Annotated in this window: 23 protein-coding genes; 13 read left to right on the top strand and 10 right to left on the bottom strand. The window is 54.8% G+C overall.

What is annotated here, in order from left to right:
• Positions 1–15: 15 nt before the first annotated feature.
• The gene (locus VB712_RS16030; RefSeq protein WP_323256521.1) at positions 16–450 is read right to left on the bottom strand and encodes a DUF2996 domain-containing protein; all 435 of its coding nucleotides are present in this window, start codon (positions 448–450) and stop codon (positions 16–18) included.
• A gap of 251 nt (positions 451–701) precedes the next feature.
• Between VB712_RS16030 and purC the strand changes: the two genes are divergently transcribed.
• The 7 genes from purC (at position 702) to VB712_RS16065 (ending at position 8,573) form a co-directional block, all read left to right on the top strand.
• Entirely contained in the window at positions 702–1,439 is a 738-nt protein-coding gene (purC, locus tag VB712_RS16035; protein ID WP_323256523.1) for a phosphoribosylaminoimidazolesuccinocarboxamide synthase, read from the top strand.
• Between the two features lie 60 nt (positions 1,440–1,499).
• Positions 1,500–3,755 (top strand): BamA/TamA family outer membrane protein, encoded by a 2,256-nt coding sequence (locus VB712_RS16040; RefSeq protein ID WP_323256525.1) that lies wholly within the window; start codon positions 1,500–1,502, stop codon positions 3,753–3,755.
• Positions 3,756–3,781: 26 nt separating this feature from the next.
• Positions 3,782–4,672 (top strand): UDP-3-O-acyl-N-acetylglucosamine deacetylase, encoded by an 891-nt coding sequence (gene lpxC / locus VB712_RS16045; RefSeq protein WP_323256527.1) that lies wholly within the window; start codon positions 3,782–3,784, stop codon positions 4,670–4,672.
• 40 nt (positions 4,673–4,712) lie between these two features.
• Entirely contained in the window at positions 4,713–5,237 is a 525-nt protein-coding gene (gene fabZ / locus VB712_RS16050) for a 3-hydroxyacyl-ACP dehydratase FabZ (protein ID WP_323256529.1), read from the top strand.
• Positions 5,234–6,052, top strand: a complete 819-nt coding sequence (gene lpxA, locus VB712_RS16055; RefSeq protein ID WP_323256531.1) for an acyl-ACP--UDP-N-acetylglucosamine O-acyltransferase — start codon at positions 5,234–5,236, stop codon at positions 6,050–6,052. Before fabZ ends, lpxA begins: the two co-directional genes overlap by 4 nt.
• Before the next feature lie 91 nt (positions 6,053–6,143).
• Positions 6,144–7,307: a lipid-A-disaccharide synthase gene (gene lpxB / locus VB712_RS16060; RefSeq protein WP_323256533.1), complete on the top strand. Its 1,164-nt coding sequence runs from the start codon at positions 6,144–6,146 to the stop codon at positions 7,305–7,307.
• A 132-nt stretch (positions 7,308–7,439) separates the two neighbouring features.
• Complete coding sequence (locus VB712_RS16065; RefSeq protein WP_323256534.1) at positions 7,440–8,573, top strand: acyltransferase family protein; 1,134 nt, start codon at positions 7,440–7,442, stop codon at positions 8,571–8,573.
• Between the two features lie 103 nt (positions 8,574–8,676).
• On the opposite strand, the gene VB712_RS16070 is transcribed toward VB712_RS16065, so the two are convergent.
• The 5 genes from VB712_RS16070 to ldpA form a co-directional block, all read right to left on the bottom strand.
• The gene (locus VB712_RS16070) at positions 8,677–9,108 is read right to left on the bottom strand and encodes a hypothetical protein (protein ID WP_323256535.1); all 432 of its coding nucleotides are present in this window, start codon (positions 9,106–9,108) and stop codon (positions 8,677–8,679) included.
• 12 nt (positions 9,109–9,120) lie between these two features.
• On the bottom strand, positions 9,121–10,791 hold the full coding sequence (locus tag VB712_RS16075) for a CTP synthase (RefSeq protein ID WP_323256537.1): 1,671 nt from the start codon (positions 10,789–10,791) through the stop codon (positions 9,121–9,123).
• 90 nt (positions 10,792–10,881) lie between these two features.
• Positions 10,882–12,399 carry an anthranilate synthase component I gene (trpE, locus tag VB712_RS16080; protein ID WP_323256538.1) on the bottom strand — a complete coding sequence of 506 codons (1,518 nt, stop codon included), beginning with the start codon at positions 12,397–12,399 and terminating at the stop codon, positions 10,882–10,884.
• A gap of 221 nt (positions 12,400–12,620) precedes the next feature.
• Positions 12,621–14,333 (bottom strand): R3H domain-containing nucleic acid-binding protein, encoded by a 1,713-nt coding sequence (locus tag VB712_RS16085; protein WP_416236373.1) that lies wholly within the window; start codon positions 14,331–14,333, stop codon positions 12,621–12,623.
• A gap of 85 nt (positions 14,334–14,418) precedes the next feature.
• Positions 14,419–15,483 (bottom strand): circadian clock protein LdpA, encoded by a 1,065-nt coding sequence (gene ldpA / locus VB712_RS16090; RefSeq protein ID WP_416236368.1) that lies wholly within the window; start codon positions 15,481–15,483, stop codon positions 14,419–14,421.
• Between the two features lie 606 nt (positions 15,484–16,089).
• Here ldpA and cysH point away from each other — a divergent pair.
• The 5 genes from cysH (at position 16,090) to VB712_RS16115 (ending at position 20,522) form a co-directional block, all read left to right on the top strand.
• A complete protein-coding gene (gene cysH, locus VB712_RS16095; protein WP_323256545.1) occupies positions 16,090–16,845 on the top strand; it encodes a phosphoadenosine phosphosulfate reductase in 756 nt (251 codons plus the stop codon).
• 3 nt (positions 16,846–16,848) lie between these two features.
• A complete protein-coding gene (miaA, locus tag VB712_RS16100; protein ID WP_323256547.1) occupies positions 16,849–17,757 on the top strand; it encodes a tRNA (adenosine(37)-N6)-dimethylallyltransferase MiaA in 909 nt (302 codons plus the stop codon).
• Between the two features lie 178 nt (positions 17,758–17,935).
• Positions 17,936–18,772, top strand: a complete 837-nt coding sequence (locus tag VB712_RS16105) for a PEP-CTERM sorting domain-containing protein (protein WP_323256549.1) — start codon at positions 17,936–17,938, stop codon at positions 18,770–18,772.
• Positions 18,773–18,935: 163 nt separating this feature from the next.
• A complete protein-coding gene (gene crtR, locus VB712_RS16110; RefSeq protein WP_416236374.1) occupies positions 18,936–19,868 on the top strand; it encodes a beta-carotene hydroxylase in 933 nt (310 codons plus the stop codon).
• Between the two features lie 3 nt (positions 19,869–19,871).
• Entirely contained in the window at positions 19,872–20,522 is a 651-nt protein-coding gene (locus tag VB712_RS16115) for a glycosyltransferase family A protein (protein WP_323256553.1), read from the top strand.
• Positions 20,523–20,555: 33 nt separating this feature from the next.
• Here the strand turns inward: VB712_RS16115 and VB712_RS16120 are convergent, their stop codons facing one another.
• The 3 genes from VB712_RS16120 to VB712_RS16130 all read right to left on the bottom strand — a co-directional run bounded on the left by VB712_RS16120 (position 20,556) and on the right by VB712_RS16130 (position 24,188).
• Complete coding sequence (locus tag VB712_RS16120) at positions 20,556–21,230, bottom strand: lysophospholipid acyltransferase family protein (protein WP_323256555.1); 675 nt, start codon at positions 21,228–21,230, stop codon at positions 20,556–20,558.
• 61 nt (positions 21,231–21,291) lie between these two features.
• Complete coding sequence (locus tag VB712_RS16125) at positions 21,292–22,923, bottom strand: adenylate/guanylate cyclase domain-containing protein (RefSeq protein ID WP_323256556.1); 1,632 nt, start codon at positions 22,921–22,923, stop codon at positions 21,292–21,294.
• Between the two features lie 212 nt (positions 22,924–23,135).
• A complete protein-coding gene (locus VB712_RS16130) occupies positions 23,136–24,188 on the bottom strand; it encodes an anthranilate phosphoribosyltransferase family protein (RefSeq protein ID WP_323256558.1) in 1,053 nt (350 codons plus the stop codon).
• Positions 24,189–24,455: 267 nt separating this feature from the next.
• On the opposite strand from VB712_RS16130, the gene VB712_RS16135 reads away from it, so the two are divergent.
• Complete coding sequence (locus tag VB712_RS16135; RefSeq protein ID WP_323256560.1) at positions 24,456–26,030, top strand: tetratricopeptide repeat protein; 1,575 nt, start codon at positions 24,456–24,458, stop codon at positions 26,028–26,030.
• Here VB712_RS16135 and VB712_RS16140 read toward each other — a convergent pair.
• Entirely contained in the window at positions 26,008–26,961 is a 954-nt protein-coding gene (locus VB712_RS16140) for a LysR family transcriptional regulator (protein WP_323256562.1), read from the bottom strand. The genes VB712_RS16135 and VB712_RS16140 overlap by 23 nt on opposite strands.
• Positions 26,962–26,965 lie beyond the last annotated feature (4 nt).

Raw genomic sequence — 26,965 nt, forward strand, 5'->3', positions numbered from 1 at the left:
ATCCCGTTCAGGGGGTTAATTGCGCCCCAGCCATTTTTCGCTGTTGATGCGTTGGAGTGTGTAGAGGACGATGAGGTCGAGGGTGATTTTGCGCTCGTCGATCATGAAGGATTCGAGGGTGCTGGGTTGGCTGCCGTAGGTGGTGGCGGAGAAGCCTTTTTGCCCGGTGAGGCTTTCATCGAACCAGTAGAGGTTAAAGCGGCGATCGCCCTTTTGCCATTGCCCTTCAACTTGCCAATAGGCGTTGGAGTCGGTGAAGCCGGTGAGATCAACGGGTTTTTTCACAAAGGCGAGATCCATATCTGTTAACCCGGCTTCGATAAAGGCGGTTTTAAGGCTGGGGAGGAAATCCTGCTCCATGAATGCGGTGAAGGGTTTGTCTTCTGGGGCGGGGGGCTTTTCCTTTTTGGCTTTGGCGGCGGGGGCTTTGGCTTTATCGGTTTCAGTCATAATGGGGCGATCGCAACGGCAGGATTTCCATCCTATTGTAGGGAAAAACGTTCCCGGTGGATCAAGGGGTGAGGTGAGAGAACCGGCCGAGATGTTAGGGTACTCCGGGGAGACTCTGCTAAATTAATTGGGGTTAGGGGTAGAGGGTTTTTCTTGTCGTTCATGGGCAAGATTGTCAAGCCCTGACCCTTGGCTGTGCATCCCTGGTGCGCCTCCCGCCCTGAAGTCGTTCTTTTTTTGCCTGTGAATCTATGCCCACAAAACTCTATGAAGGGAAAGCAAAAATTCTCTATACCACGGATGATCCGGCGGTCTTGCTGAGTTGCTTTAAAGACGATGCCACCGCCTTTAATGCTCAAAAACGTGGCACGATTACCGGTAAAGGCGCAATCAACTGCACGATTACCGCTGCTCTCTTGGCATATTTGGCAGACCAAGGCATTCCCACCCATTACCTCGAAACCGTCAGTCCGACAGAAATGCGGGTGCGGGCGGTGCAAATTATCCCCTTGGAGGTGGTGGTGCGCAATGTGGTGGCGGGGAGTTTGGCGCGGGAAACGGGGCTGCCCGTGGGCCAGGTGCTCTCGCGGCCCTTGGTGGAGTTTTATTATAAAAATGACGACTTAGGGGATCCCCTCTTGACGGGCGATCGCCTCCAGTTGATGGAACTTGCCACCCCAGAACAAGTCTCAACCATTCAACACTACGCCCTCCAAATTAATCAGCATTTAACCGCATTCTTTAATCGCTGCGGCATTACGCTGGTGGATTTTAAACTGGAGTTCGGATTAGATGCCCAAAACCAGATCCGATTAGCGGACGAAATCAGTCCCGATACCTGTCGGCTCTGGGATCAAGGGGAAAGCGATCCGGAACGGCGGGTGCTGGACAAAGACCGATTTCGCCATGACCTTGGTCAAGTGGAAGCGGCCTACGAAACGATCCGAGAACGGGTGCTGAAGGCGGTCACGTCTGGCGCTGCGGTTTAAACTGTTTCGTTGACTGTATTTTTTATTCGTTGGTGTGTGGACGTGCTCAATCAAACTCATATGCGCCTCTCTCATGTTGTGTTAACGCTGTTGGCGACCTCCGTCACGGTTCCATTGGCTCCCCCCGCTTGGAGCCAGACCGATTTTGATAGGGTCAACCCGATCACGGCTGCCCCCACCTGGGACAAAGCTGTGAAATCTAGCCCTAAGGACGTGATTGAACCGGCTTGGTCAGGAACCACCCCAGAAACTCGTTCCCCCTGGGCCCCGAGCACCGTTGCCGATTTCAACACCACCGCCACAGCCATTCCCTTGGAGGCATTGTCGCCCGCGCTCCTGCCCATTGAACCAGCCCCCACAACCCTCCCGGTGGTCACGGAAAACATTACCCTGCCCCCCACCGTAACCAAGGCAGCGGATTTCAGCCTTGCCCAGGGTGAACCCCCCCTGCCGGAACCGGAGAACCAACCCACCGAATCCAACCAACCGACTGAACCCATCCGCCAAGCCCAACCCGCTGCCCCCCCCGAAGCCCAGGTTTTGGTTTCGGAGGTGGTGGTGGCGGGCCCGGGCCTCACCCCAGAACTGGAAACCCTCGTTTACAACACGATTAACACCCGTCCAGGGTTGAACACGAGCCGCAGCCAACTGCAAGCGGATGTGAATGCCATCTTTGAAACCGGCTTCTTTAGCAATGTCACCCAAGCCCCCGAAGATACGCCCTTGGGGGTGCGGGTGACGTTTAATGTGGAAGTGAACCCGGTGGTGCGCTCAGTGACGATTCAACGCATTCCGGAGGTGGCGGAGGGCGATCGCCGCATTCCCCAAGCCGTGTTAGATGACATCTTTGGTGATAGCACCGGCAAAGTCCTCAACCTGCGCGAACTCCAAGAAGGCATCACTCGCGTTAACCAGTGGTATCAAGACAATGGTTACGACCTGGCCCAAGTGGTGGGGAACCCAGAAATTTATGGGGATGGTCGCGTTGTTTTAACGGTGGCCGAAGGGCAAATTGAAGCGATTCGGGTACGGTTCCTCGATGAAGAGCAGGAAGAAACCAAAGGCCGCACCCGCGAATTCATCATCACCCGCGAAATGCAACTCAAGCCCGGCGGTGTATTTAGCCGCACCATTGCCCAACAGGATCTCCAACGGATTTTTGGTTTGGGGCTGTTTGAGGATGTGGGGTTATCCTTTGAACCCGGCAGCGATCCCTCCCAGGTGATCCTCAATGTCAATGTCCAAGAGGCGAATACCGGCTCTGTAGCCGCTGGGGCGGGGTTCAGTTCCGCCAGTGGCTTTTTTGGCACCTTTAGCTATCAACAGCGCAATTTAGGGGGCAATAACCACACCGTTGGTGGAGAATTGCAATTGGGGACGCGAGAATTGTTGTTTGATCTCAACTTTACCGACCCCTGGATTGCTGGGGATCCCTACCGCACCTCCTACACGGTGAACGCCTTCCGCCAACGGTCAATTTCTTTAATTTTTGACGAAGGGAATCCGGAGGTGCGCTTGCCCAATGGCGATCGCCCCCGCGTTTTGCGGACCGGCGGCGGTATTGATTTCACCCGTCCCCTCGCCGACCCCTTTGAAACACCGGAATGGACGTTATCCGCTGGGTTCAGCTATCAAGGCATCTCCCTCCGGGATGCCAACGGCGACCTTAGCCCTAGGGATGCCTTGGGGAACCTGCTCTCCTTCACGGAAAACGGCAAAGATACCATCATGGCCCTGCGATTTGGGGCCGTGCGGGATCTGCGCAATAACACCACCGATCCCACCTCCGGCTCCCTCCTCCGTCTCGGCATGGAGCAAACCATTCCCATCGGCTCTGGCAATATCCTCTTTAACCGCCTCCGGGCCAGCTACAGCACCTACTACCCGGTGGATTGGCTCAATTTTACCAATGACCCCGATGCCCCCCAAGCCCTCGCCTTTAACATCCAAGGCGGCACGATTGTTGGGGATTTGCCCCCCTACGAAGCCTTTAGCATGGGGGGAGCCAACTCGGTGCGGGGCTACCGTGAAGGGGATGTGGGCAGTGGTCGCTCCTACATCCAAGCCACGGCGGAATACCGCTTTCCGATTTTGTCGTTTATCGGCGGGGCGGCCTTTGTGGACTATGCCACGGATCTGGGGACTGGGACTGATGTACCGGGTAATCCCGCCGGAGTGCGCAATAAACCCGGTTCTGGCTTCGGCTATGGCTTGGGCCTGCGGATTCAATCCCCCTTGGGGCCGATTCGGTTAGATTATGGCTTAAATGACCAAGGGGATAGTCGTCTCCATTTTGGCATTGGACAACGGTTCTAGACCCTTTAGCCCTAGGGAAGATCACCATGCAACAGCTTACGGGCCCCGCCCAAACCCTTGCCCAAGCCGTCACTCGCCAGGGGATTGGGCTTCATTCGGGCCAAACGACCACGGTGCGATTGTTACCGGCGCTGCCGGAGCAGGGCCGCTATTTTGTCCGGGTGGATCTCCCCGGTGCGCCAGAAATCGCCGCTACCCTCCCCCAAGTGGGGGAAACTACCCTTTCAACGGAGCTACGGGCCGGGGAAGCGACGATCCGCACGGTGGAGCATCTCCTCGCTGCTATCGCTACCGCTGGGATTACCGCCCTCCGGATTGAGGTGGATGGCCCGGAGATTCCCCTGTTGGATGGTTCTGCCCAAAATTGGGTGGAGGCGATCGCCTCCGTCGGCACACAACCCCTAGAGGGCCCCACCCCCCAGCCGCTGATGCTCCAAGCACCGATCACCGTACAACAGAGGGATGCCTTTGTCACCGCCATCCCCGCCCCCGGCCTCCAATTTTCCTACGGCGTAGATTACCCCTACGCCCCCATCGGCCAACAATGGCACAGTTGGCAACCGGGGCGCGATGACTTTGCCACCACCATCGCCCCGGCCCGCACCTTCGGCTTCGCGGATCAAATTGAACAGTTGCGTAACCTAGGCTTGATCAAAGGGGGAAGCCTTGACAATGCCCTCGTCTGTAACCGAGAGCGCTGGTTAAATCCCCCATTAAGATTTGCAAATGAGCCAGTCCGTCATAAACTTTTAGATCTAGTAGGAGACTTAAGTTTATTGGGAGCTTTCCCCTACGCCCATATCGTGGCGTATAAAGCGAGTCACCACCTTCATATTCAATTTGCTCAGGCCCTTGCCCAAGCGCAAAGCAAAGGCGGCTCGTCTACAATCCCGATAGGTATTGGGGTTTGCCCATAACGTGCATGCATGATCTTGCGAACCGACTATCACTAAGCCGATGACCATAGTAACTGATCGAACTGAGGCGCAAACTGCTGCGTTAGACCATCCTGACAACCCCACGCCCGCCAATGTTCCGGCTGCTCCGGAAATGGTGATGGGGATTGCTGAAATTCAAGCCATCTTGCCCCATCGTTATCCCTTCGCTTTGGTTGACCGGATTATTCAGTATTTACCGGGCAAACAGGCTGTGGGCATTAAGAACGTGACGATGAACGAGCAGTTTTTCCAAGGGCATTTTCCGGGACGGCCAATGATGCCAGGGGTGCTGATGGTGGAAGCCATGGCGCAGGTGGGGGGGATTATTCTCAAACAAATGCCAGGGCAGGAAAAAAGCCTCTTTGTATTTGCGGGGATTGATAAAGTGCGGTTTCGTCGGCCGGTGGTGCCAGGCGATCGCCTCGTCATGACGGTGGAACTCTTACGCTTCCGCTCCGGTCGGTTTGGCAAAATGCACGGCCGTGCTGAAGTCGATGGTGAGCTTGCTGTTGAAGGTGAAATGCTGTTCTCCTTGGTGGAATGAATCTTGCCGGAGCTATTTCCTTGAAACCCTTAATTCACCCTACATCGGTTATTGACCCGGACGCTCGCCTTCATCCCACTGTCACCGTGGGCCCCTATACCGTTATTGGGGCCGGCGTGACGGTGGGGGCAGAAACCACGATCGGGGCCCATGTTGTGATTGAGGGGCCCACCGAAATTGGAGTGGGCAACCACATTTTTCCCGGTTCGGCCATTGGTTTAGAACCCCAAGACCTGAAATACCAAGGGGGGAAAAGCCGGGTGCGGATTGGGAACTATAACCGCATTCGGGAATATGTGACGATTAACCGCGCTACCAATGATGGGGAAGAGACGGTCATCGGTGATCATAATTTGCTCATGGCCTATGTCCATGTGGCCCATAATTGCATCCTTTCGGACAATATTGTCATTGCTAATGGGGTTGCTCTAGCGGGCCATGTGGAGTTGGAGTCACGGGTGGTGATTGGTGGGATTTTGGGCATTCATCAATTTGTGCGTGTGGGGAAAATGGCGATGTTGGGGGGGATGAGTCGGATTGACCGGGATGTCCCCCCCTATATGTTGGTGGAGGGAAATCCAGCGCGGGTGCGATCGCTCAACCTGGTGGGGTTACGCCGGGCGGGTCTGAATCCAGAGGAATTGGCCCTTCTGAAAAAAGCCTTTCGCCTCCTCTATCGTTCCGATGTCCAACTTACCCACGCAGTACAACAACTGGAAACCCTCAGTGATGATCCCCATTTAGCCCATTTGCACCGCTTTTTAATGGCCTCCTTTGGGGAAAAGCGCCGGGGCTTAATTCCCGGCAAGCGCTAGGGCTGTAGTGAGTCGTGAGGGAAAACGGTAAACTTCTCTTTTCTCTCTCCTCTTTTCTCCCTTCATTGGTAACGTTCAATTTTGTGAATTCATGCGGATTTTTATCAGTACCGGGGAAGTTTCCGGGGATTTACAGGGGGCCTTGCTGGCCGCTGCCTTGGCCCGTCAGGCTCAAAAACGGGGTTTGGCTCTGGAAATGGTGGGGTTAGGGGGCGATCGCATGGCCGCCGCTGGCGTGGATTTGGTGGCCCATACGACGGCAATTTCCGGGTTTGGCATTTTGGAATCGTTGCCGGTGGTGTTACCCGCTGTCAAGGCGCGGCGCAAGGCGGAGCAGCACATCAAAAACCATCCGCCCGATCTGCTCATCCTCATCGACTACGAAGGCTTTAATTCGGGGCTGGGGGCCTACTGTAAACGCCTGTTTCCACAAACCCCCGTGGTCTATTACATTGCCCCTCAACTTTGGGTCTGGAATCCCTTTCCCGGTAAGGCGGAAATGTTGGTGAACTTGTGCGATCGCATTTTTGCCATTTTTCCCGAAGAAGCCCGCTACTTTGGCAATTTGGGGGGGAATGTGACCTGGGTGGGCCATCCCCTCTTGGATCGGATGACCGCTGCCCCCAGTCGGGCTGCTGCCCGTGACCAGTTGGGCATTCCCGCCGCACAAACGGCCATTGCCCTTGTTCCCGCCTCCCGCCCTCAGGAAATTAAAACCCTCTGGCCGATCATTGCCGCCGCTGCCCAGGGCATCCAACAGGCTCAACCGGGGGTAAAGTTTTGGATTCCCGTTTCTGTCCCTGCGTTTCGTCCCGCCTTGGAGGGGGCGATCGCCCAATATGATTTAAAAGCGGAAATTGTCGAGGGCAATTCCCTGACAGTTCTCGCTGCCGCTGACTTAGCCATTACCAAATCCGGCACAGTTTCCCTCGAATTAGCCCTGTTAAAAGTCCCCCAAGTCGTGGTCTATCGCATGACCTGGCTAACAATATGGGTGGCCCGCACCATCTTTAACCTCAAGATTCCCTACGTCAGCCCCGCCAATCTGCTGCTGATGGAAAACATCGTGCCGGAATTGATCCAGGAAAACGCCACACCGGAGAAAATTGTCCAAGCAAGCCTGGCTCTCCTCAATCAACCCCAACGGCGGGAGCAGATGAATCAAGATTATGGCCGGATGCGATCGCAAATGGGAGAATTGGGAGTGTGCGATCGCACCGCTGCCGGTATTTTAGATCTGATCCCCCAACCCTAAAGAGGAGCCTAAAGAAGGGCGAAAGGTTTTTCGTCCCTACGGCAAAGAAGGGCGAAAGATTTTTCGCCCCTACACAAAAGAGGGCGAAAGATTTTTCGCCCCTCCAGATTCTTCACAGTTCCCCCTTGGCCTATGACTGTCCCTACGAATCGGCTCACCTCCCTTGATGTTTTTCGGGGAGGGGCGATCGCCAGCATGATCCTCGTCAATACTCCCGGCAGTTGGAGCCACGTCTATCCCCCCCTCCTCCATGCGGAATGGCACGGCTTCACGCCGACGGATTTAGTCTTTCCCGCCTTCCTCTTTATCGCGGGGGTGGCTATGGCCTTTTCATTGCACAAATATCAGGAAGGGGCAACGCTGAACCGGGCCGTCTATCTGCGCCTTGCCCGCCGTTGCGCCCTCCTCTTCCTCATCGGTTTAGGGCTGAATAGCCTCAGCCTCATCCTCCGCAATTGGCCCAGCCCCGATTTTGCCAATCTGCGCATTTTCGGCGTGCTGCAACGGATCAGCCTTGCCTACCTCGGCGGTTCGCTCCTTGTCCTCCACCTCCAACGCCGCTGGCTCTGGCTCACCGCTGGGGGCCTGTTGTTACTCTATTGGGGCCTAATCAGCTTCGTTCCTGTCCCAGGATTTGGCATTGGCGATCTTTCCCCAGAGGGCAACCTCGTCGGCTATCTCGATCGCACGCTCTTCCCCCCCACCCACCTCTACACCCCCAACTTTGACCCAGAAGGTCTACTCAGTACCATTCCGGCGATGGTGACGCTTTTGGGGGGCTATTTCACGGGGGACTGGCTGCGGGATCAACCCCGCAGTTCTCGCACCAGTTTAGGCTTGGCGATGTTTGGGTTAATGGCGGTGATTTTAGGAGGATTGTGGGGGCTGTTGTTCCCGATTAATAAGGCCCTCTGGACGAGTTCCTATGTACTTTATAGTGGCGGCTGGTCGTTGTTGCTCCTCGCGGGTTGCTATGAACTGATCGAGGTGCGGGGGTGGCAACGGTGGAGTTTTCCCCTGCGGGTGATGGGGTTAAATGCGATCGCTCTGTTTGTTGGTTCGGGGATTGTGGTGCGGTTGATGAACTTCATTAAAATCGGCAGTGGTGAGGAGGCCCCCAATCTTTACCGTTGGTTGTATGAAAACCTGTTTGCCAGTTGGGCGGGGTTGTTGAATGGGTCGCTCTTGTTTGCGATCGCCAATATCCTCCTCTGGTTTGTCATTCTCTACGGCTGCTATCGTCGGGGTTGGTTTCTTAAACTTTAAGGCCGAGAAGACCATAGAGGGGCGAAAAAATTATAGAGGGGCGAAAGATTTTTCGCCCCTACGGGAGGGGAAGGGCGAAAGATTTTTCGCCCCTACAGCCTCCTCAACCCTCTTCCGCCCCTAAAACATAGCCGGTGTAGCCTTCCACAAAATCACAAACCGCCTGATAATCCGGGCCATTACTTTGGGGCGTGAGAATCACCGGCAACCCCGCATCCGGTAGCCAAAACGTCACCTTTCGCCCTGGCCCATAGCAAAAACTACTCACCCGTGCCAGATTGACCACATAGGTGCTCCGGTCGTAGTCGAGATTGAACCACTGTTGCGGCTCAGTGGTGTTTAACAGGTGTTCCGTATAGGCCGCAATGCGGGCATAGGTGTCCGGATTGCTGGCCTGGGTGAGGACAATCGGAATCGCAGAATTGGGCAACCAAAAACTGAGCCGGCCATTGCGTCCATGGATAAACGCAGTGATTTGTTCAAGATCTACCAGATAAATCTGCCGATGTTCAGGAATTTTGACCCAATCTGCCACCGTTTTAAACTCCTAGGGATTTGATAATTCCACCACTGGTTCTGGGGTTTTGGGTAGCCCGTAGCTGGTTTTCGCAGTTCCTGGGGTGGCGCGATCGAGGGCTGCATGGATCACACCCCGAAAGAGGGGATGGGGACGACTGGGACGGGAGCTAAATTCGGGGTGGAATTGCGTGGCCACAAAAAATGGATGCTCTGGGTATTCAATCATTTCCACCAAACGACTATCCGGTGACGTGCCGCTGATCACATAGCCGGTTTCTAAAAACAAGTTGCGATAGGCGTTATTAAATTCGTAGCGGTGGCGGTGACGTTCGTAGATCACCTCTTGGCCGTAAAGACGGGCGGCGATCGTGTTGGGGGCAACGCGGCAGGGATACAGACCCAGGCGCATTGTTCCCCCCAGATCTACCACATCCTGTTGTTCCGGGAGGAGGTTAATCACGGGATTATGGGTGGTTTCATCGAATTCGGCACTGTTGGCTCCCTCCAGGTGGGCAATATGCCGCCCCCAGTCGATGATCGCGCATTGCATCCCTAAACAGAGGCCGAGGAAGGGAATCTGTTGTTCGCGGGCGTATTGAATCGCTTGCACTTTCCCATCCACCCCCCGAATCCCAAACCCACCGGGAACAATCAGGGCATGGACATCGCGGAGGTAATGGGCGGCCCCTTTGGTTTCGATGTCTTCGGCACTGATCCAGCGGATTTTCACGGCACTTTCGGCGGCGATCGCCGCATGGCCCAAGGCCTCCACCACCGATAAATAGGCATCACTAAGTTTGACATATTTCCCCACCAGCGCCACCTCTAAATGATGGGTGGGGGCTTGCATCCGCTCAACGAGGGTTTGCCATTGTTTTAAATCCGGTTCCCGCTGCTCCATGTGGAGGAGGTCTAAACTTTGTCGGGCCAGGCCCTCCCGCTCCAAAATCAGCGGCACTTCATAGATACTGCTGGCATCCTGGGCGGTAATCACTGATTCCACCGGCACATCACAAAATTCGGAAATCTTTTCCTTCATCGTCCGCTCAATGGGGCGCTCAGTGCGGCAAACGAGGATATCCGGCTGAATGCCGATGGAGCGCAGTTCTTTAACGGAATGTTGCGTCGGTTTCGTTTTCATTTCCCCAGCGGCAGCAATCCAGGGCAAAAGCGTGACGTGCATATAGATGACATTTTTGCGGCCCACATCTTTACGGAACTGGCGAATCGCCTCCAGGAAAGGTTGAGATTCAATATCCCCCACCGTGCCGCCAATTTCCGTAATCACCACATCAGAATGGGTGTTTTTCTCCACTCGCCGGATCCGTTCTTTAATTTCGTTGGTAATGTGGGGAATCACTTGCACCGTGCCGCCGTGGTAATCTCCTCGCCGCTCTTTGTTTAACACCGATTGAAAGACGGAGCCTTGGGTGACGCTGTTAAAGCGGGACATGGAGGTATCGGTAAACCGTTCATAGTGGCCCAGGTCTAAATCCGTTTCGGCTCCATCTTCAGTGACAAACACTTCCCCATGTTGAAAGGGACTCATGGTTCCCGGATCGACGTTGATATAGGGGTCGAGCTTGAGGATCGAAACGGAATAGTGGCGAGATTTGAGCAGGCGACCTAAGCTCGCTGCCACAATGCCTTTACCAATGCTGGAGACCACACCTCCGGTGACAAATACGAATTTAGACATAAAAATTTAATTGGGCGATTTTAGCGTGATCGGTTCATGTTTGTGATCTTGTCCATTGTGCCATAGCCGGCTCTCCCCCCTGTGGGGGGTCTAACGCAGACAACGGATCGCTTCGAGGAGGCCCTTAGCTTTGTTGAGGGTTTCTTGATATTCCGATGCGGGGACGGAATCGGCAACGAGGCCCGCGCCCGCTTGGACGGCAACGAGGTGCTGATCTACCCCTTGGGGCCGCACGACCATGGTACGGATGGCGATCGCACTATTCAATTGCCCCTCAAAATCGTAGTAACCGTAAACCCCCGAATAGGGGCCGCGCCTTTCCGGTTCCAGTTCGTGAATAATTTCCATGGCGCGAATTTTCGGCGCACCGCTGACGGTTCCGGCGGGGAATGTGGCTTTGAGCAGATCCCAAGCGGTTTGATCTTCGGCTAATTCCCCCACCACATTACTGACAATGTGCATCACATGGGAATAGCGTTCAATCACCATCAACTCGTTAACCTGCACTGTTCCCCACCGGCAGACCCGGCCCAGGTCGTTACGCCCCAGATCCACCAACATAACGTGCTCGGCAATTTCCTTGGGATCTGCAAGCAAATCCTGCTCTAGGGCGAGATCCTCTTGATGGGTTTTGCCTCTGCGTCGCGTTCCGGCAATGGGGCGGACAATGGCTTGGGTTTTGCCATCGGGGCCTTTTTCCGCCTTCACCATCACCTCCGGACTGGAGCCGATGATTTGCCAGTCCTCAAACTGGAAATAGGCCATGTAGGGGGAAGGGTTGACCAAGCGGAGGGAGCGGTAGAGGTTGAAGGGTTCGCCGTGGTAGGGGGTTTGGAGCCGTTGGGAGAGGACGACTTGAAAAATATCTCCCGCGTGGATGTAGTTTTTCGCGGTTTCGACGTTGGCGCAGAATTGTTCGGGGGTGGTGTTGCTGGTGTAGGGGAGTTCGGGGCTGTTGCTGCTGGCCAGTTCGATCGCCCTGGCTTCGATGGGGAGGGGGAGTTGCAGTTTTAAAACGAGTTTGGTGATGCGATCGCAGGCGGCTTGATAGGCTGCCTCTAGATTCACTTCCGGATCGCGCAGATCGGCATAGGCGATCGCCCAAATCTTCCGCTTCACCTGATCAAAAATAATCAAATTATCCACCTGCATCCACACCCCATCGGGGAGATCCTCCGGCTGGGGGGGATGGATGGGGACGCGGGGTTCAATCCAATGAATTAGCTCATAGCCCCAAAAACCAAACAGGCCGCCAATGCCAGGGGGCAATTCCGGCAATGTTACCGGCTGGTAGGGGGCGAGGCATTGGGTAAGAATATCAAAGGGGTTGCCTTCGTAGTCCTGAATTGTGCCATCGCGATGGGTTTGGCGGGTCTGCTCTCCTTGGGTGGAAAGCACCCAAACGGGATCACAGCCTAAAAAGCTATAGCGGCCAATACTTTCCCCCCCTTCCACGGATTCCAAGAGAAAACTATAGGGCTGTCCCCCACAGACCTTATACCAAGCAGAAACCGGCGTTTCGAGATCCGCTACCCATTCCTGATAGACAGGAATAAAGTTGCCCCGTTGGGCCAGAGCTTGAAATTCAGACAGTTCAGGAAAGATCATTGTCGCCAGAAAGGAGGGGAAAACGCACAAAATGCCTCTTTCCAAGTGTAAAACACGAAGGAGAGAATCCTTTGCTTTTCCCCTATGCCCTCACCCTAAATCCCTCTCCCAAAATTGGGAGAGGGACTTTGAATTGGGTTCCTCTTCGCCCTGTTGGGAGGGACTTTGAATGCGGCTCCCCTTTGCCCTGTTTGGGAGAAGGGGCTGGGGGATGAGGGCAACTAAGCGGGATAGATCCGCAGGCGGCGGTTGGGTTCTTCGCCAAAACTGTCGGATTGGAGGCGGTAGTGTTCGACCAATTCGTGCTGCATTTTGCGCACCTTCGAGGAACGGGGCAGTAATTCCACCGGCTGACCCTTGGGGATGACGATCTGCTCGACAGCAAGCCGCGCCTCTTCGAGGGCTTCCAGTTCGTCATCGCTGCCATTGTGGCTGAACAGGCGCAGATCCATCGCTTCCGGTGAATCGTAATCATCCATATCGAGCATTCGCCGCAATGCTTTGGTGATTTGGGGTAATGTGCTGGCTTTGACCACATGGATCGGCACTTGGCGGGCCTTGGCAATTTGGCGCAATTTCGTATGGTTTTTCACCTGCGATCGCAACGCCAACACCACATCCGCCCCGGTCATATCCCGGGTAATCACCACCGGCACATTCAGCCGTTCAATGGCTTCCTCAAGTTGCGATCGCCCAATCCCATAGGAATAGACATAAACAGGAAATTCCTCGCCATTGGGGCCAGGAAACCGCTCTTTTTCGCCAAATTCCTCCTCAAAATCGAGGGACTGCTCCAAGAGTTGATCAAAGGCCGTTGTGGGGGTAGTGGGAACCGGCTGCATCCGCCCGGAAGACCGCCAGCCCTGGAGTTGAATGGGGGGATTAACGGGGGTTTTGGGCCGTTTGGGTTGGGGAACAACGGCGGCCTGAACAATTTCCACCTCCCCTTCACCGTTGACCATCCGCACCTCCGGCTGCGGTTCAAGACCCCGCAACCGTTGATCCACCGTCGTGGCCACATCGGTATGAATCGCCCACCGTTGCCGCTCCCACATTTCCACGGCAATTTCAAACGTGGGAGGTGCTTTCCGCTCCAGGACGGTTTTTTGGGAACCGCGACGGCGGGCCTCATCATCCCCCAATGTCACCGCTTGAATGCCGCCAATCAAATCGGAAAGGGTGGGATTTTTAATCAGGTTTTCGATCTGGTTGCCGTGGGCTGTCCCCACCAACTGCACGCCCCGCTCGGCAATGGTACGGGCCGCCAATGCTTCCAATTCCGTGCCAATTTCATCAATGACAATCACTTCCGGCGTATGGTTTTCCACCGCCTCAATCATCACCTGATGCTGCAATTCCGGATGGGCCACCTGCATCCGCCGCGCCCGACCAATGGCGGGGTGGGGAATATCGCCATCCCCGGCAATTTCGTTGGAGGTGTCGATAATTACCACTCGTTTTTGCAGATCATCGGCTAAAACACGAGTGATTTCCCGGAGGGCGGTGGTTTTGCCCACCCCTGGCCGACCCAATAACAGGATCGATTGGCCCGTTTCCACCAGATCATGAATTAAGCCAATCGTGCCAAACACCGCCCGCCCCACCCGGCAGGTGAGGCCGATAATATCTCCTTGGCGGTTGCGGATCGCGCTGATCCGATGCAAGGTGCGCTCAATCCCCGCACGGTTATCGCCACTAAAGAGGCCGACATTTTGGACGCTATAGGCCAAATCTTCGCGGGTAATGGGGCGATCGCCTAAAAACTGCGCCCCCGTGGGAAAGCGGGCCTCCGGCAGGCGGCCTAAATCCATCACCACCTCAATCATCGTGTCCTTTTCGGGGTGTTGGGCGATCGCCTCCCCCAATTGGGGCGGGAAAATTTGCAACAGTTGATCCAAGTTATCCGTGATTTCCGTGCGGGTCGTGGCGGTCAGGGCTGCCCCGTGGGGCGCATTCGATCCAGGTAAAGGGGTTAAAGACACGATGGGTTATAGGGGTGAACGATCATCAAACAGGGGACTAAGCCGGGAAGGGGTTCCTTGGGGGACTAGCGCGGGAGGATTGACCCACCTTGAGGGGCCGAATTAACGTGACGGCCTGGGCGATGGCAGCCCGCAGCAGATGGGGATGGGCTTCGAGGTGGGGAGGGCATCGACTCATTACCGCTTCGAGGGGGCCGGCCAATAGCCGCCGGGCATAGCTCCCGTAACCCACCCCAGCAATGGGGGAAGGCTGACCCGACAGCAGCCCCAACTGCTGCAACTTCGGCACCGTTGCCCCATTGGTTCCCCCCGCCAATTGGATAAAGCCGGGCAAGTTGGCCCCTAGGACTTTTTGGGCTAAGGCAATGGCGGCGTGGGTCGTGCCTTTGCCAATGTCGCCACTCATGGGACGGCCATCGGTTTGCCAGAGGAGGGGACAGGGGAGGGGGTCTAAAATCCTTGTGAGGGTTTGGAGGTAGGGGATCAGATCGGGGTGATCGGGGAAACTGATGGCCAGCAATTGGAGGCGATGACCCCAAGGTTGAATTGCCCGCCATAGTCGTGCAAACCCCTCCTCATTGCCGCAATGGGTATGAATTTCCAAGGCATCAATGCCAGCGGCAAACAGTTGCGGAACCACCAATTCCGGCGCGGAAACATAGGCCCGCTCCTCAATCAATCCCAGGGGGCAAATGGGCAGGCAACGGCCGCAACCATAGCAACGGGCATCGATTACCCCCGTTGCCGGGGTTGCGGGAATCGCCTCTGTGGGGCAGATCTGAGCGCAGGGGCGCGGGCAATCCGGGGGGCAACGGTGGGGATCAAATTCGGCTTTACGAAAATGGGGGTCAACGCCATCGTTGAGGCTGGCCATCAGTAAGGGTGCAGCGGTTGGCTCTAACTGACTGGCCACCGCCAACCCCTCACGGGCAACGGCAATCACCGCCGGATCGGCGGCCACATCAATACAATCTGCACCGGCTAAACTGTAGGCAAGGGTTAAGTTGCGGATGGTGGGCAAGTCTTGGAAACTTGCACCACAGATCAGCTTAAACCAATGCCCAGAGGTTAAGGAATGCAAAGGCGAATGGGGTTGAATCACACTCTTATGCTAAAGGTTTCGTTGCCAAAATTGTTACTTTTTTTGGGTCATGGGGTGGCACTGCTATATCTGGGGGGATGGGGGGAGCAATCACGCTTCAGTTAGGGTCATGGCTGCGGGGAGTGGAGATGTAACATTTTTGTAGTATAGCGAGTTTTGGCAAAAGGCGATCGCCTCCCCATTGCGATGTTCAGAGGAGAGGAAATCCGGTCAGGCAAAATTCAAGAGGCGTGGGGATGCCTTTGCCGAACCCTGATCCGCCAAGAACTGAATTCCTTGGCTCATCGCGCAAGGGGGCTAGAGCTTAGGGTGGAACCCGTTTTAACAGGTTTTCGCTCTGAGGCGGGGATTGCAATCCTCGACGGACTGGGGGGAACCGCCTCTGGAATCGGATTCCCGATGGCAATCCAGTGACGACGGTTTTCCCCCTAGTGGCAAGTTGGAGAATCGTTGTACACTGGGATGAATTTAGAATTCCATCTGAAAATCCTCAGATTCGCCTCGCCCGCCGCTGCCTCAGGGCGATCCATGCGCTCCATGGGATCTGTCCCCTCAAGCGAATCCCGCGCCCCAAATCCTCAGCCTTGACCATCCCCCTAACTGCTTATGACCTTTGCTGTTGCATCGCCCGACCTCAATCTTGATCATCTCAATGCCCAATTTGAACGGGCCACCGCTGCCGACCTCGTAACCTGGAGTCATCAAACCTTTGGCAGTGGCCTGGTGATGAGTACCAGTTTTGGCATTCAAGCGGCGGTGATGCTCCACCTCGTCACCCGAATTATTCCCAATATTCCCGTGATTTGGATTGATACCGGCTACCTCCCAGCGGAAACCTACCGCTTTGCCGACGAACTGAGTCAACGCCTCGATCTCAACCTCAAGGTTTATCAATCCAACCTTACCCCCGCCCGCATGGAGGCCCTCTACGGCAAGCTCTGGGAAAAGAAAACCGTTGAAGCCCTCAACCAATATGATCAACTGCGCAAAGTGGAGCCAATGCAACGGGCATTGCGGGAACTGCAAGCCACGGCTTGGCTCGCCGGTCTCCGCAGTGATCAAACTCAGCACCGCCGCACCTTAGGCTTCTTCAATCGCCAAGGCGATCTCTACAAAATTCTCCCGATCCTGACCTGGAACGCCAAGGATATTTACACCTATCTCAGCCAGCACAACCTCCCCTATCACCCCTTTTTTGATCTGGGCTATACCACCGTGGGTGATTGGCATTCGAGCCGTCCCTTGATGGCGGACGATGACCACGAACGGGATACGCGATTCCATGGTGTGAAGCAAGAATGTGGCCTCCATCTGCCCCAAACCCCTGGCGAGGCGGATAGTTTAGATTCCAGTGCGCTGTAGGTAATGGTTGCGGGGTTAATTGTCCTCTGTGGCCCGACCGCCAGCGGAAAAACTCGTCTGGCTCTGGATTTAGCCACCCGGTTAAACACGATCATCCTCAGTGCGGATTCCCGCCAAGTCTATCGGGAGTTGAATATTGGCACGGCGAAACCGACGGCGGCGGAGTTGGCCTTGATTCCTCACGACCTGATTGATATTTGCGAGCCGACGGAAACGCTGACCCTAGCGGACTATCAAAGCCAGGCCCAAGCCATTTTGGCCCAACGGGATGATATTCCCCTCTTGGTGGGGGGAACGGGGCTGTATATTAAGGCGATCGCCCAGGGCCTGAAAATCCCCCGCGTCCCTCCCCAGACGGAACTCCGCGCCCAACTCCAAACCTTGGGCCAAGGCCATTGTTATCCGCTGTTGCAACAGGTTGATCCCCTGGCCAGTGCGAAAATTCACCCCAACGATAGTACGCGCACGATCCGCGCTCTAGAGGTGTTTTATGTGACGGGGCGGCGGATGTCCGCGCAACAGGGGGAATGCCCGCCCCCCTATCCGGTGTTGTATCTGGGGTTAGATGGCGATCGCCTCAAAGCCCGCATTGCCCAACGGGTGGAGGCGATGATTGCGGCGGGATTGGTGGCGGAGGTGCAGGGATTAGGCGATCGCTACGGGTTTGATCTCCCTTTGCTGAAAACCTTGGGTTATGGGGAAATTTGCCAATATTTACAAGGGGCGATCGCCCTTGAAACTACAAAGGATCTGATCATCCGCCATACTGCCCAATTCGCCAAACGCCAGCGCACCTGGTTCCGAGCCAACCCCCACATCCATTGGTTTGATATGGAAGCGGAAAATTTAGTCGCACAGGCATGGGAAACGGTGGAGGCGTGGCGATCGCAACATCACTTGAGCAAATGGTGATGAATATCACAAATATGACCAAATAAAATCACAATCATAGCAAAAATGATGAGAAAAGACCGACAAAATAGGGAAAAACTTAAAATTCTCCCATCAGAGTATTGTCGAATTCAAAGTTAATGATTACCCTAGAGGTGGAGTTGCATCAGCATCCTCCCCCAATCATCACATTGAATTCATGGTTCAAACTCTTATGTTTCACAATAAAGCCATCCTGAGCCTCTTGGGCGCAACCTTAGTAACGGCAACGTTAACCGCCCCGGCCCGTGCTTACCAACTCTTTTTTGGTGAAGATATTAACCCTAATCCGGGCGAAGGGCTGCTGTTTAGTGATATCACCAACGCCCGGGCCGCCGAAGCGGCTTTCCTCGCCGCCCTCACCAATGGTTCAGCCACAGAAGATTTTGAAAGTTTTGCCATCTTCACCCCCGCAGATTTAGATCTCGTCTTTGGTGACATTGCCACTGCTACCCTCAGCGGCGGCGGCCCCAATTCCTCAATCCGCACCATTAACACCGATTTATTGAATGATCCCGATACCAATGAAGCTATTAAAAAGGACATTGTGCGGGAAATTGCTCTAGGACGCAATGCTGCTTCCGGGAGCCAATATTGGCTGACCAATGCTGTTGCTGATTTTACGGTGAATTTTGATCAAGCTGTGGGAGGTTTTGGGTTCTATGGTTATGATCTTGGGGATTATGGCGGGACGGTGGCTTTAGAACTGTTCCTCAATGGTGAGGCCCTGAGTTTAATTGATATTCCCTTCACCCAAGGGATTAATGGGAGCACTGACGGCTCGGCATTTTATTTCGGGTTATTGGGCAACAATAACCAACGGTTTGATCAGATTAAGTTTCGGATGAATGGCGTGCCAGGGGATCAGTTTGCCTTTGATGATATGACCGTTGCCAAAGCTGTTCCCGAACCCGGTACGCTCTTGGCCTTGTTAGGCATTGGCGCATTGGGGTCTACATTCCTCAAACGCCGCTCTAGCGCGACGGAAGTAGAATAGATCCTGATTGGCAATCCGCTGGCTCTCCCACAAGCCACAACCAAAGGCCCCCGCTTGGGGGCTTTTGTCATTGCAGGCGCATCCCAGACTCCACAAAGGGGGATACAATACGCAAAACAACTTTAAGCTTCTTCATCAAGCCACCATGCCCGCCCCTGTCACATTGCCCACTGCACCGATCGCCATTACTGTACCCCGTGAATTGCTGAAAGCACCGGGGGGCATGAATTTGGATGTGTGGCTCTGTGGGGGGGCGATCGCCCTGATGATTGGCGCAAACTGTGGGTTTTGGCTCTGGGGTTGGCCCCATTGGCTCTGTTTTTGTTGCACGCTCCTCGCCCTCCATGTTTCCGGGTCAATTATCCATGATGCCTGTCACAATGGGGCCCACGCCAACCGCATTGTTAACGCCACCCTGGGCCATATCAGCGCCTTAATCTTGGGGTTCGCCTATCCCGTCTTTACCCGCGTTCACCTCCAACACCATGCCCATGTGAATGACCCCGAAAATGATCCCGACCATTGGGTTTCTACCGGCGGGCCACTGTGGTTAATTGCCCCGCGCTTTTTTTACCATGAGATGTTTTTCTTTCAGCGGCGGCTGTGGCGCAAGTATGAATTGTTGGAATGGTTTTTGAGTCGGGCGTTTTTATTGGGGATTGTTTGGCTATCTCTGCAATACGATTTTTTCTCCTATATCGTCACCTATTGGTTTATGCCCGCTGGTTTTGTGGGGATTGCCCTGGGGTTATTTTTTGACTATTTGCCCCATCGCCCTTTTGAGGAGCGCGATCGCTGGAAAAATGCCCGCGTCTATGCCAGTCCCCTCTTGAATTTGCTCATTTTAGGCCAAAATTACCATCTCGTTCATCACCTTTGGCCCTCGATCCCTTGGTATAAATACGAAGCCGCCTACCAACTCACCAAGCCGATGCTAGAGGCGAAGGGTAGCCCCCTTTCCTTGGGGATTTTGGAGAGTCAGCGGGATTTTTGGGGGTTTATTTATGATGTGTTGATCGGGATTCGCCTCCCCCATTGGCTGCAACGGAAAGCCAAGTCTGCACCTCTAGAAAACCCCGTTATCCCTGAGCCTTAACCCATGGAATCCCTTGCTTTTGCCCCCATTCCCACCGTTTCAATTATTCTCCCCACCTATAACCGCGCTGCCTATTTAACCGATTGCATACAAAGTGTTTTGGCTCAGGATTTTACTGATTGGGAATTGTTAATCATTGATGATGGCAGTGAGGATGAATCCTTTGCGATCGCCAACACCTTTCTCCAAAAAAATGCCCGCATCCGCTACCAAAAACACCAGAATCGTAAAACCGGATTTTCCCGCAATGCCGGGATTCAATCCGCTTGGGGGCAATATATTACCTTTATTGATAGTGACGATCGCTATCTTCCCCATCACCTCAGTTCACGCCTCAGCTATTTAAACGCACATCCCGAAGTAGATTTAATCAGCGGCGGTTTTAGAGTTGAGGGGGATGAATGGGTGGCAGATTACTATCAACCGGGGCAAAAAATTAATCTCTATGATTGTGTGACGGGAGCCACGTTTTTCGGGAAACGTCAGGTGTTTATGGCCTTAGGGGGTTTCCAAAATTTAAACTATGGGGAGGATACAGATTTATGGGAACGGGCCGCCCAACAATTCCAGGTTGCCAAAATCACCCAGCCCCAAACCTACCGCTACATCCGCACCGCCAACAGCATCACCAACGCTGCCCTCCGGGAAATGTAGGGGCGAAAAATTAAATTTTTCGCCCCCTGACTCCTACCGCCCTAACCCATGGAGCGCATTGATTTTTTCCGTACATAACGCCGTCGTCGCTTCCAAATCTGCCCGCTTGCTTGAGGCCGGCGGCGGCAGAACTTCGCCGACACGGATTGTCACAGGAACCGACTGGGGCCAAGCAGAGCCTTTAACGAGAATTTTTTCTGTGCCCCAAAGACTAGCTGGCAACAAGGGGGCATTGAGTTTGGCCGCTAACATCGCCGCCCCGAGTTTGGGTTCTGTGACGCGACCGTCAGGGGTGCGTGTACCTTGAACGAAAATGCCCACAGCCCAGCCTTGATGACTGGATTTGATGGCGGATTTGATGGCGCTGCGGTCAGCGGATTTACGATTGACGGGATAGGCTCCATAGAGGGCAATTCCTGGCCCAAATACTGGAATTTTAAACAGTTCTTCCTTGGCCATAAAGGCCACGGGCCGCTGTAATGCCGTGGCAAGGAGGGGGGGATCAAAATGGCTGGCATGGTTAGCTACAACGATCAGGGGGCCAGAACGGGGGACGCGCTCAACATTGTGGATGCGTCCTCGGAAATAGGTGTTAAACACGGGGGCAATGATTGACCATTTCAACCCGGAATAGAGGGCTAGGCTGATGAGGGGTTCGCGATCGCGCCGTGTTTCTAGGGCATCAGAGGTAGTTTCGACGGAAGGCATAGGGGTTGGGAAGTGGGAAGGGGGAAGATCAGCCCCTATTGTCGCATAGGAGGGAATCGGGCTAGAGGGGCCGTTGAATGGTGGGTTTACGGCGGCGGGTTTGGTAGACGGGGACGGGGCGGTTAATGCCTTTGAAGGTGCGATCGCCCAGTAAAAAAAAGCCCTCTGATTTGGAAAGCTGGTGGTAGGTATCCCCAGAAATCACGCATTCACTGGGGGGACAAATCCCCTCCATTCGGGCAGCTAAATTTACCGTTGCCCCCAATACCGTATAGTCCACCCGCTGGGAACTGCCCACATCCCCCACCACTGCCTTACCGCTGTTAATGGCCACATGGAGTTCTAAGGGTTGCTCCCAGGTATTGACCGCATTGAGTTGATCCAAACGCTTGAGCATTCCCAGGGCCGCCCGCACGGCGCGATCGGCGTGATCCTCCTGAGGTTCCGGTGCGCCAAAAAACGCCATAATGCAATCGCCAATAAATTTATCCAGCGTCCCCCCCATGGCAAAGACAAACTGCAACATCTCCTCAAAAAAGCGATCGAGCATCTGAGCAATTTGCGTTGGGGTCATCCGCTCCGACATCGCACTAAAGCCAACAATATCGGCAAAAATAATACTAATCTCTGCTTCAATGGGCTTGATTCGGCCATGATCCACCGCCCCCACGGAAATTAATTGCTGCACCACCGCCGGAGAATGATACCGCTCCAACTGTTGACGGATCCGCTCTTCCCCCTGAAGTTTGCGCCGCAACAGCCACCGCTGCACACTGTAGGCCACCAAATTCGCCAACGTCGAGAAAAAACTGAGGTCTTCCTCATCTTCCGCCGCATCCACTGATTCCTTCAGCCGTAAACTGGCATCGGCATAGAGCACCCCCACCACCTGATTTTTATCCCACAGCGGCACGGCTAGAGCGCCACGAATCCCCTTCGCTAAAATACTATTCTCCCCTTCAAACCGTTGATCCTCCTGGGCATCAACGGTTTTAATCGCCACCTTTTCATCAAAAACCCGCTTACAAATACTGCGACTAATCCAGCTTTGGCTATGGGTTTCGGAGGGGTTGACGGCATAGCGGGCCGCCGCATCAACGAGGCGCAATGTGCCATTGCCCTCCACATCCACCAGCAGCGCTAACCGCTGAATTTCATTCAGTTCCTTGAAAATAATCGTCTGGACTTTTTCAAAAATGGCATCAATGGATTCCGCTGAACTGAGGCCCTTGGAAATTTCCACCAGATATTGCAGACGGGCGATCATCCGCTGTTGGGTGGTGAAGGTTTCATCGGATAGATCCATTTGGAGCCATTGCTGTTGCAATTCCTCCGCGCTGCGTAGGATTGTCCGCCCGCTGGCAATGTTTTGCGTCCGTTTTGCCGTGATTAACTGACTGATGTAAGCCATCAGAAAGGTGTTGCCCACCTGAATAGCATCATTGTTTTGGAGGGCCTGGGGCCCTTGGATCAGCATTTGATTGACAACAGTGCCATTGGTGCTGCCTAAATCTTCAATCATCCACCGGCCATCGCGGTCTTGATAAATCCGACTATGGTGGCGGGATACTTCAGAGAAAGGTAAACAGAGATCGCATTCCGGCAAACGACCGATCACCAACTCCCCGTGGGTGAGGTTGAGAACTCGTTCTGGGCTACCTTCAACATGGATACGGAGTTTGAGTTCCGCCATAGATCAACCACCAACAAAAGAGGGGGAGAGTATTGCTCTTTTAATCTTACGGGAAACCTCCCGTTAGAGCCGGAGGATTGCGGATCCGGTCATGATCCTAACCCAATGGCTTCAGGCTTGGTCCTCGAAAAGTATCTTAAACACCCTATTGATAAGGGTTTTTGGCATTCTGAAAATATTGCCCGCCGGGAAACTTGTGAGCATTGTGGGAATCATGGCCATACCGCAGCGTTGCGGATCTGAGCCAATTGGGCGGCGGCGGAGCCGTTGGTGAGGAGGTCTTGGGCTGTGGCCAAGCCTGCGGTTAAAGAGGGACAAACCCCACAGCGCCAGAGATAAAACCCGCCATTCCAGATCGCCCCCTGTTGATAATCCCCCTGCTCCCCCTTCAACGTCGCCAAAATGCCCCCCACCACATCCGCCTCCGTCACCAACGGAACCTCCTTCCCCCCCAAATCATAATCCCGACTGTGGAGCTTTAGCCGTTGGGGTTCCGACTGTTCAGCATCGCTATAACTGATAATGGCCGTGCGATCGCGCGGTAGATCACAACTGCCCTCCAAACCCTTCACCAACGTATAATCCTTCACCCCCCGCAACGCCAAAGCACCCTGAATAAATTGCTCCGTGGGGGGATGGACAAAGCCCGCCACCAGATGAGCCGGGCCAGCATAGGGCAGCCAGATCAATTCCACCGTGGCTAAAGGGGGGCGTTTGCCGATTTGATCCCGGTATGCGTTGATCGGTTCGAGGGCCGGGAAATGGCGGGGCGTGTAGAAAAAAGTGAGGTTTGTGGTTTGCAACAGCGTTGAGACTTGGGAACGGTCTAACGTCGTGAAATCCAGCCCCAAACCTTGCCAGATCGTGATCAACGGTAGCCCGTATTTCGTGGGGAGGCGATCGCCCCCATGGAGCAACACCGGCACACCGGCCGCTGAAAGGATCAACGCTGTGAGGATGACGAGGGGAGCCGTGCGCGATCGCCCATCGTAGGGATTGCCCAACACCACCACCGGCCGCCCTAACCCCAAATCCGGCAGAGGGGGACACCATTGCTCATAGGTATCGAGAATCCCCGCCAACTCTTCAGCGGTGGGGCGTTTAATCCGATGGGCAATGAGAAATGCGCCAATTTGGGCCGGTGTCGCCTCACCATTGAGCATCATTTCCGCCGCTGCCGCTGCTTCACTGCGGGTTAAATCGCGGCTGGTGTGGGGGCCACTACCGATCTTTTGGAGGAGAGGACGGAAAGAGGATGCGCTCATAGACAATGCCAGTAAAACCAAGCTGTCATCCTAACCCCAAATCCGATGAAAATTCAATGAAAAATCCGGTGGTATCGCAATTCGCGATAATTTTGTTGAAGCGTCCGACTCCCCTCTCCCAAACTTGGGAGAGGGGTTGGGGGTGAGGGCTAACTCCAGGATTGATTAAGGATCGCGATATTCCAAAATCTGGTTGTAGAGTAGATTAATCCTGTAGGGGCAAAAAATTTTTTGCCCCCACCCCAAGCAAAAAGGAAGGTTAAGGGGATGGCACAGATGAGGAAGCGGCAGGTTTCGGGGGTGGCCATCGGTGCGCTATCACGGGCGCTCCTGACGGGGCTGTTGGGGCTGGGATTGCTGCTGTGGCCATTACGCGCCCAAGGGGAGCAACGCCCCCCACTTCAGGCTCAAATCTTCCCCGACATCACCACCCCCTTTGCGCAACGGATTCTCTGGGCGCAATTTCTGATCACCGTTGGGCTTGTGGAGGATGGCCTCCGCATCTATGATCACGAAATTGATGGGATGGTGCTGCGCCGGGATTATCAAGAAGCCGTGGAATTTACCGAAGGTTTAGCCGCCCAATTCTATCACCAAGGCCAAACTGACCTCGCCCTCCGCTATTACCGCCAAGCCCAAGCAATCCACCGTATCACGCCCCAAATTTCCCCCCACCGCATCCATCAACTGGCCCAAGCCTTAGGGGCCGTTTATCAAAACCAAGGGGAATGGCAAGCCGCTGCTGATCTCTATACCGCCACACTGAAGCAACCTGCCGATCCCTTCTCCACCGCTACTACCCTGTTTCATCAAGGGATCCTCCAACACCGTCAAGGGCAACTCACCGCAGCCCTAGCCACCTATGAGCAGGCAGTAGCCCAATATCAGGCTGTGGAGAGTGGGGGTGAGGAGTTGCCGGTGTTGAATGCGATCGCCCTCATTCATCAGGCCCAAGGCCATCCCACCCAAGCCCAAGCCCGCTATCAGGAAGCCCTCAGCCTAGCGGCTACGGTAATGGAGCCGCGCCTCAGGGTGATGTATCAGATCATGACTTTAGATAATCTGGCCCCCATTGCTGAGGATGCTAAGGCGCAACGGGCGGAACTGATTGCCGCTGAAGGTGATCCCCGCCGGTATTGGAGTGATTCCCCCAATGTGGGGCCGTTGGGTTTAGGGTTGGCGATCGTGGAATTGGGCAAGTTTTATCTGGATTTGGATCAAGGGGAACGGGCGGAAGCCTATTTTACGGAAGCGTTAACCATAGCAGAGCAATCCTACAATACGGGCTATGATCCCCTCACAATTATTGGTCAGGTGGTGAAAATCTACACCCAAGCAAGGCAACCGGAGCGGGCGATTCCTTACCAGGAAAAGGCGATCGCCATCACCCAAGCCATGCACCTGCCCGAAAACACCGCCACCGCCCTCCAACGGCTAGGCACTCTCCAACGAGAGGCGGGACAATATACAGCAGCCCTCGCCACCTACCGCACCGCCTTAACCACCTACGAGGAAGCCGCAGTCCTCTTTGCCACGAACCATCTTGCTGATCAAGCGGTGGTGTGGGCCGCCATGGGGGAGGTGTATCGCCGCCAAGGGGACAACAACGCCGCCGCCGCTGCCTATGAACAGGCCTTCACCACTTACGAAAGTATCCCCCTCTTAATCCCCCAAATTGCCGTCCTAGAGCAGTGGGCCACCGTTGACCCGGTGCGTCGTGATGATCTCCTCCGTCAAGTCCAAATTCTCCGTCAACACCCGGATTTGCAGGCGCCGCATGGGGGGGAGGAAAAATCAGGGGCCAAGTATCGGCCAACCATTAAACCTCCACCGATGGGTTGAGGGCCGCACGACAAACCGGGGCAAACTGTTGCACCAATTGGCGGAAATAGGCAATGGGGGGAATATCAAGGCGGTCTTGGGTGGTGACACAGACGACTTGACGGGTGAGGAGCCGCTCCTCTTTGCGGAGATGGGGGGTAAGCTCGCCGATTCCCCGCACCGCCAATGTCGGATCCTGCTCCACATCCCATAACGCCGACTGGGGCAAGAGGGCAATTAATTCCCCTTGGCGTACCACCCCCCGAAAGGCATCGAGGGTATTCAGTTCTAACACCGCTTTCAATTCCACCCCCAACTCCCCAAACCGCTCCTGTACCAACCGCTGCATCCCATAGCCATCCTTAAACACCACTTGGGGATACCGCACCAATTCTAACCAGGGAATTTCCCCATAGGCTGCTAAGGGATGGGTTTTCGCCATCAAGACCTGAATCGATTCCTCATAGAGGGGATCGACGACCATCTCCGCTCCCGTGGTGAGGAAGCGGTTGTGCATAACGATCGCCAAATCGACGAGATTATCCCGCAACACCTTGAGGGCGCGATCGCTCCCCAAGGCCGTTACCCGCAACTGCACCGCTGGATAGGTGCGATAAAACTGTTGGACAACGGGGGGGATTAACGTGGAGCAAACGGAATGGATCGCCGCCACACAGAGTTCCGATTGTTTCCCCTCCCGCAACTCCCCCAACTCATTGAGAATATTGCGCCATTCCTGCTCAATCCGCCGCGCCCTGGGCAAAAACCGTTCCCCTGCGAGGGTGAGCTTAACCTGATTGCTCCGGTGAAAGAGGGGCAACCCGACTTCGGTTTCGAGGGCTTGGATTTGGCGGCTCATCGTCGATTGAGTAATGCCACATTCCCGCGCCGCCTGGCCAAAATTCCCCGTCTTGACTACGGCTAAAAATCCTTGTATTTGCTCAATGCGCATTTTG

This window comes from Spirulina sp. CCNP1310, from assembly GCF_034932185.1.
GTDB lineage: Bacteria > Cyanobacteriota > Cyanobacteriia > Cyanobacteriales > Spirulinaceae > Spirulina.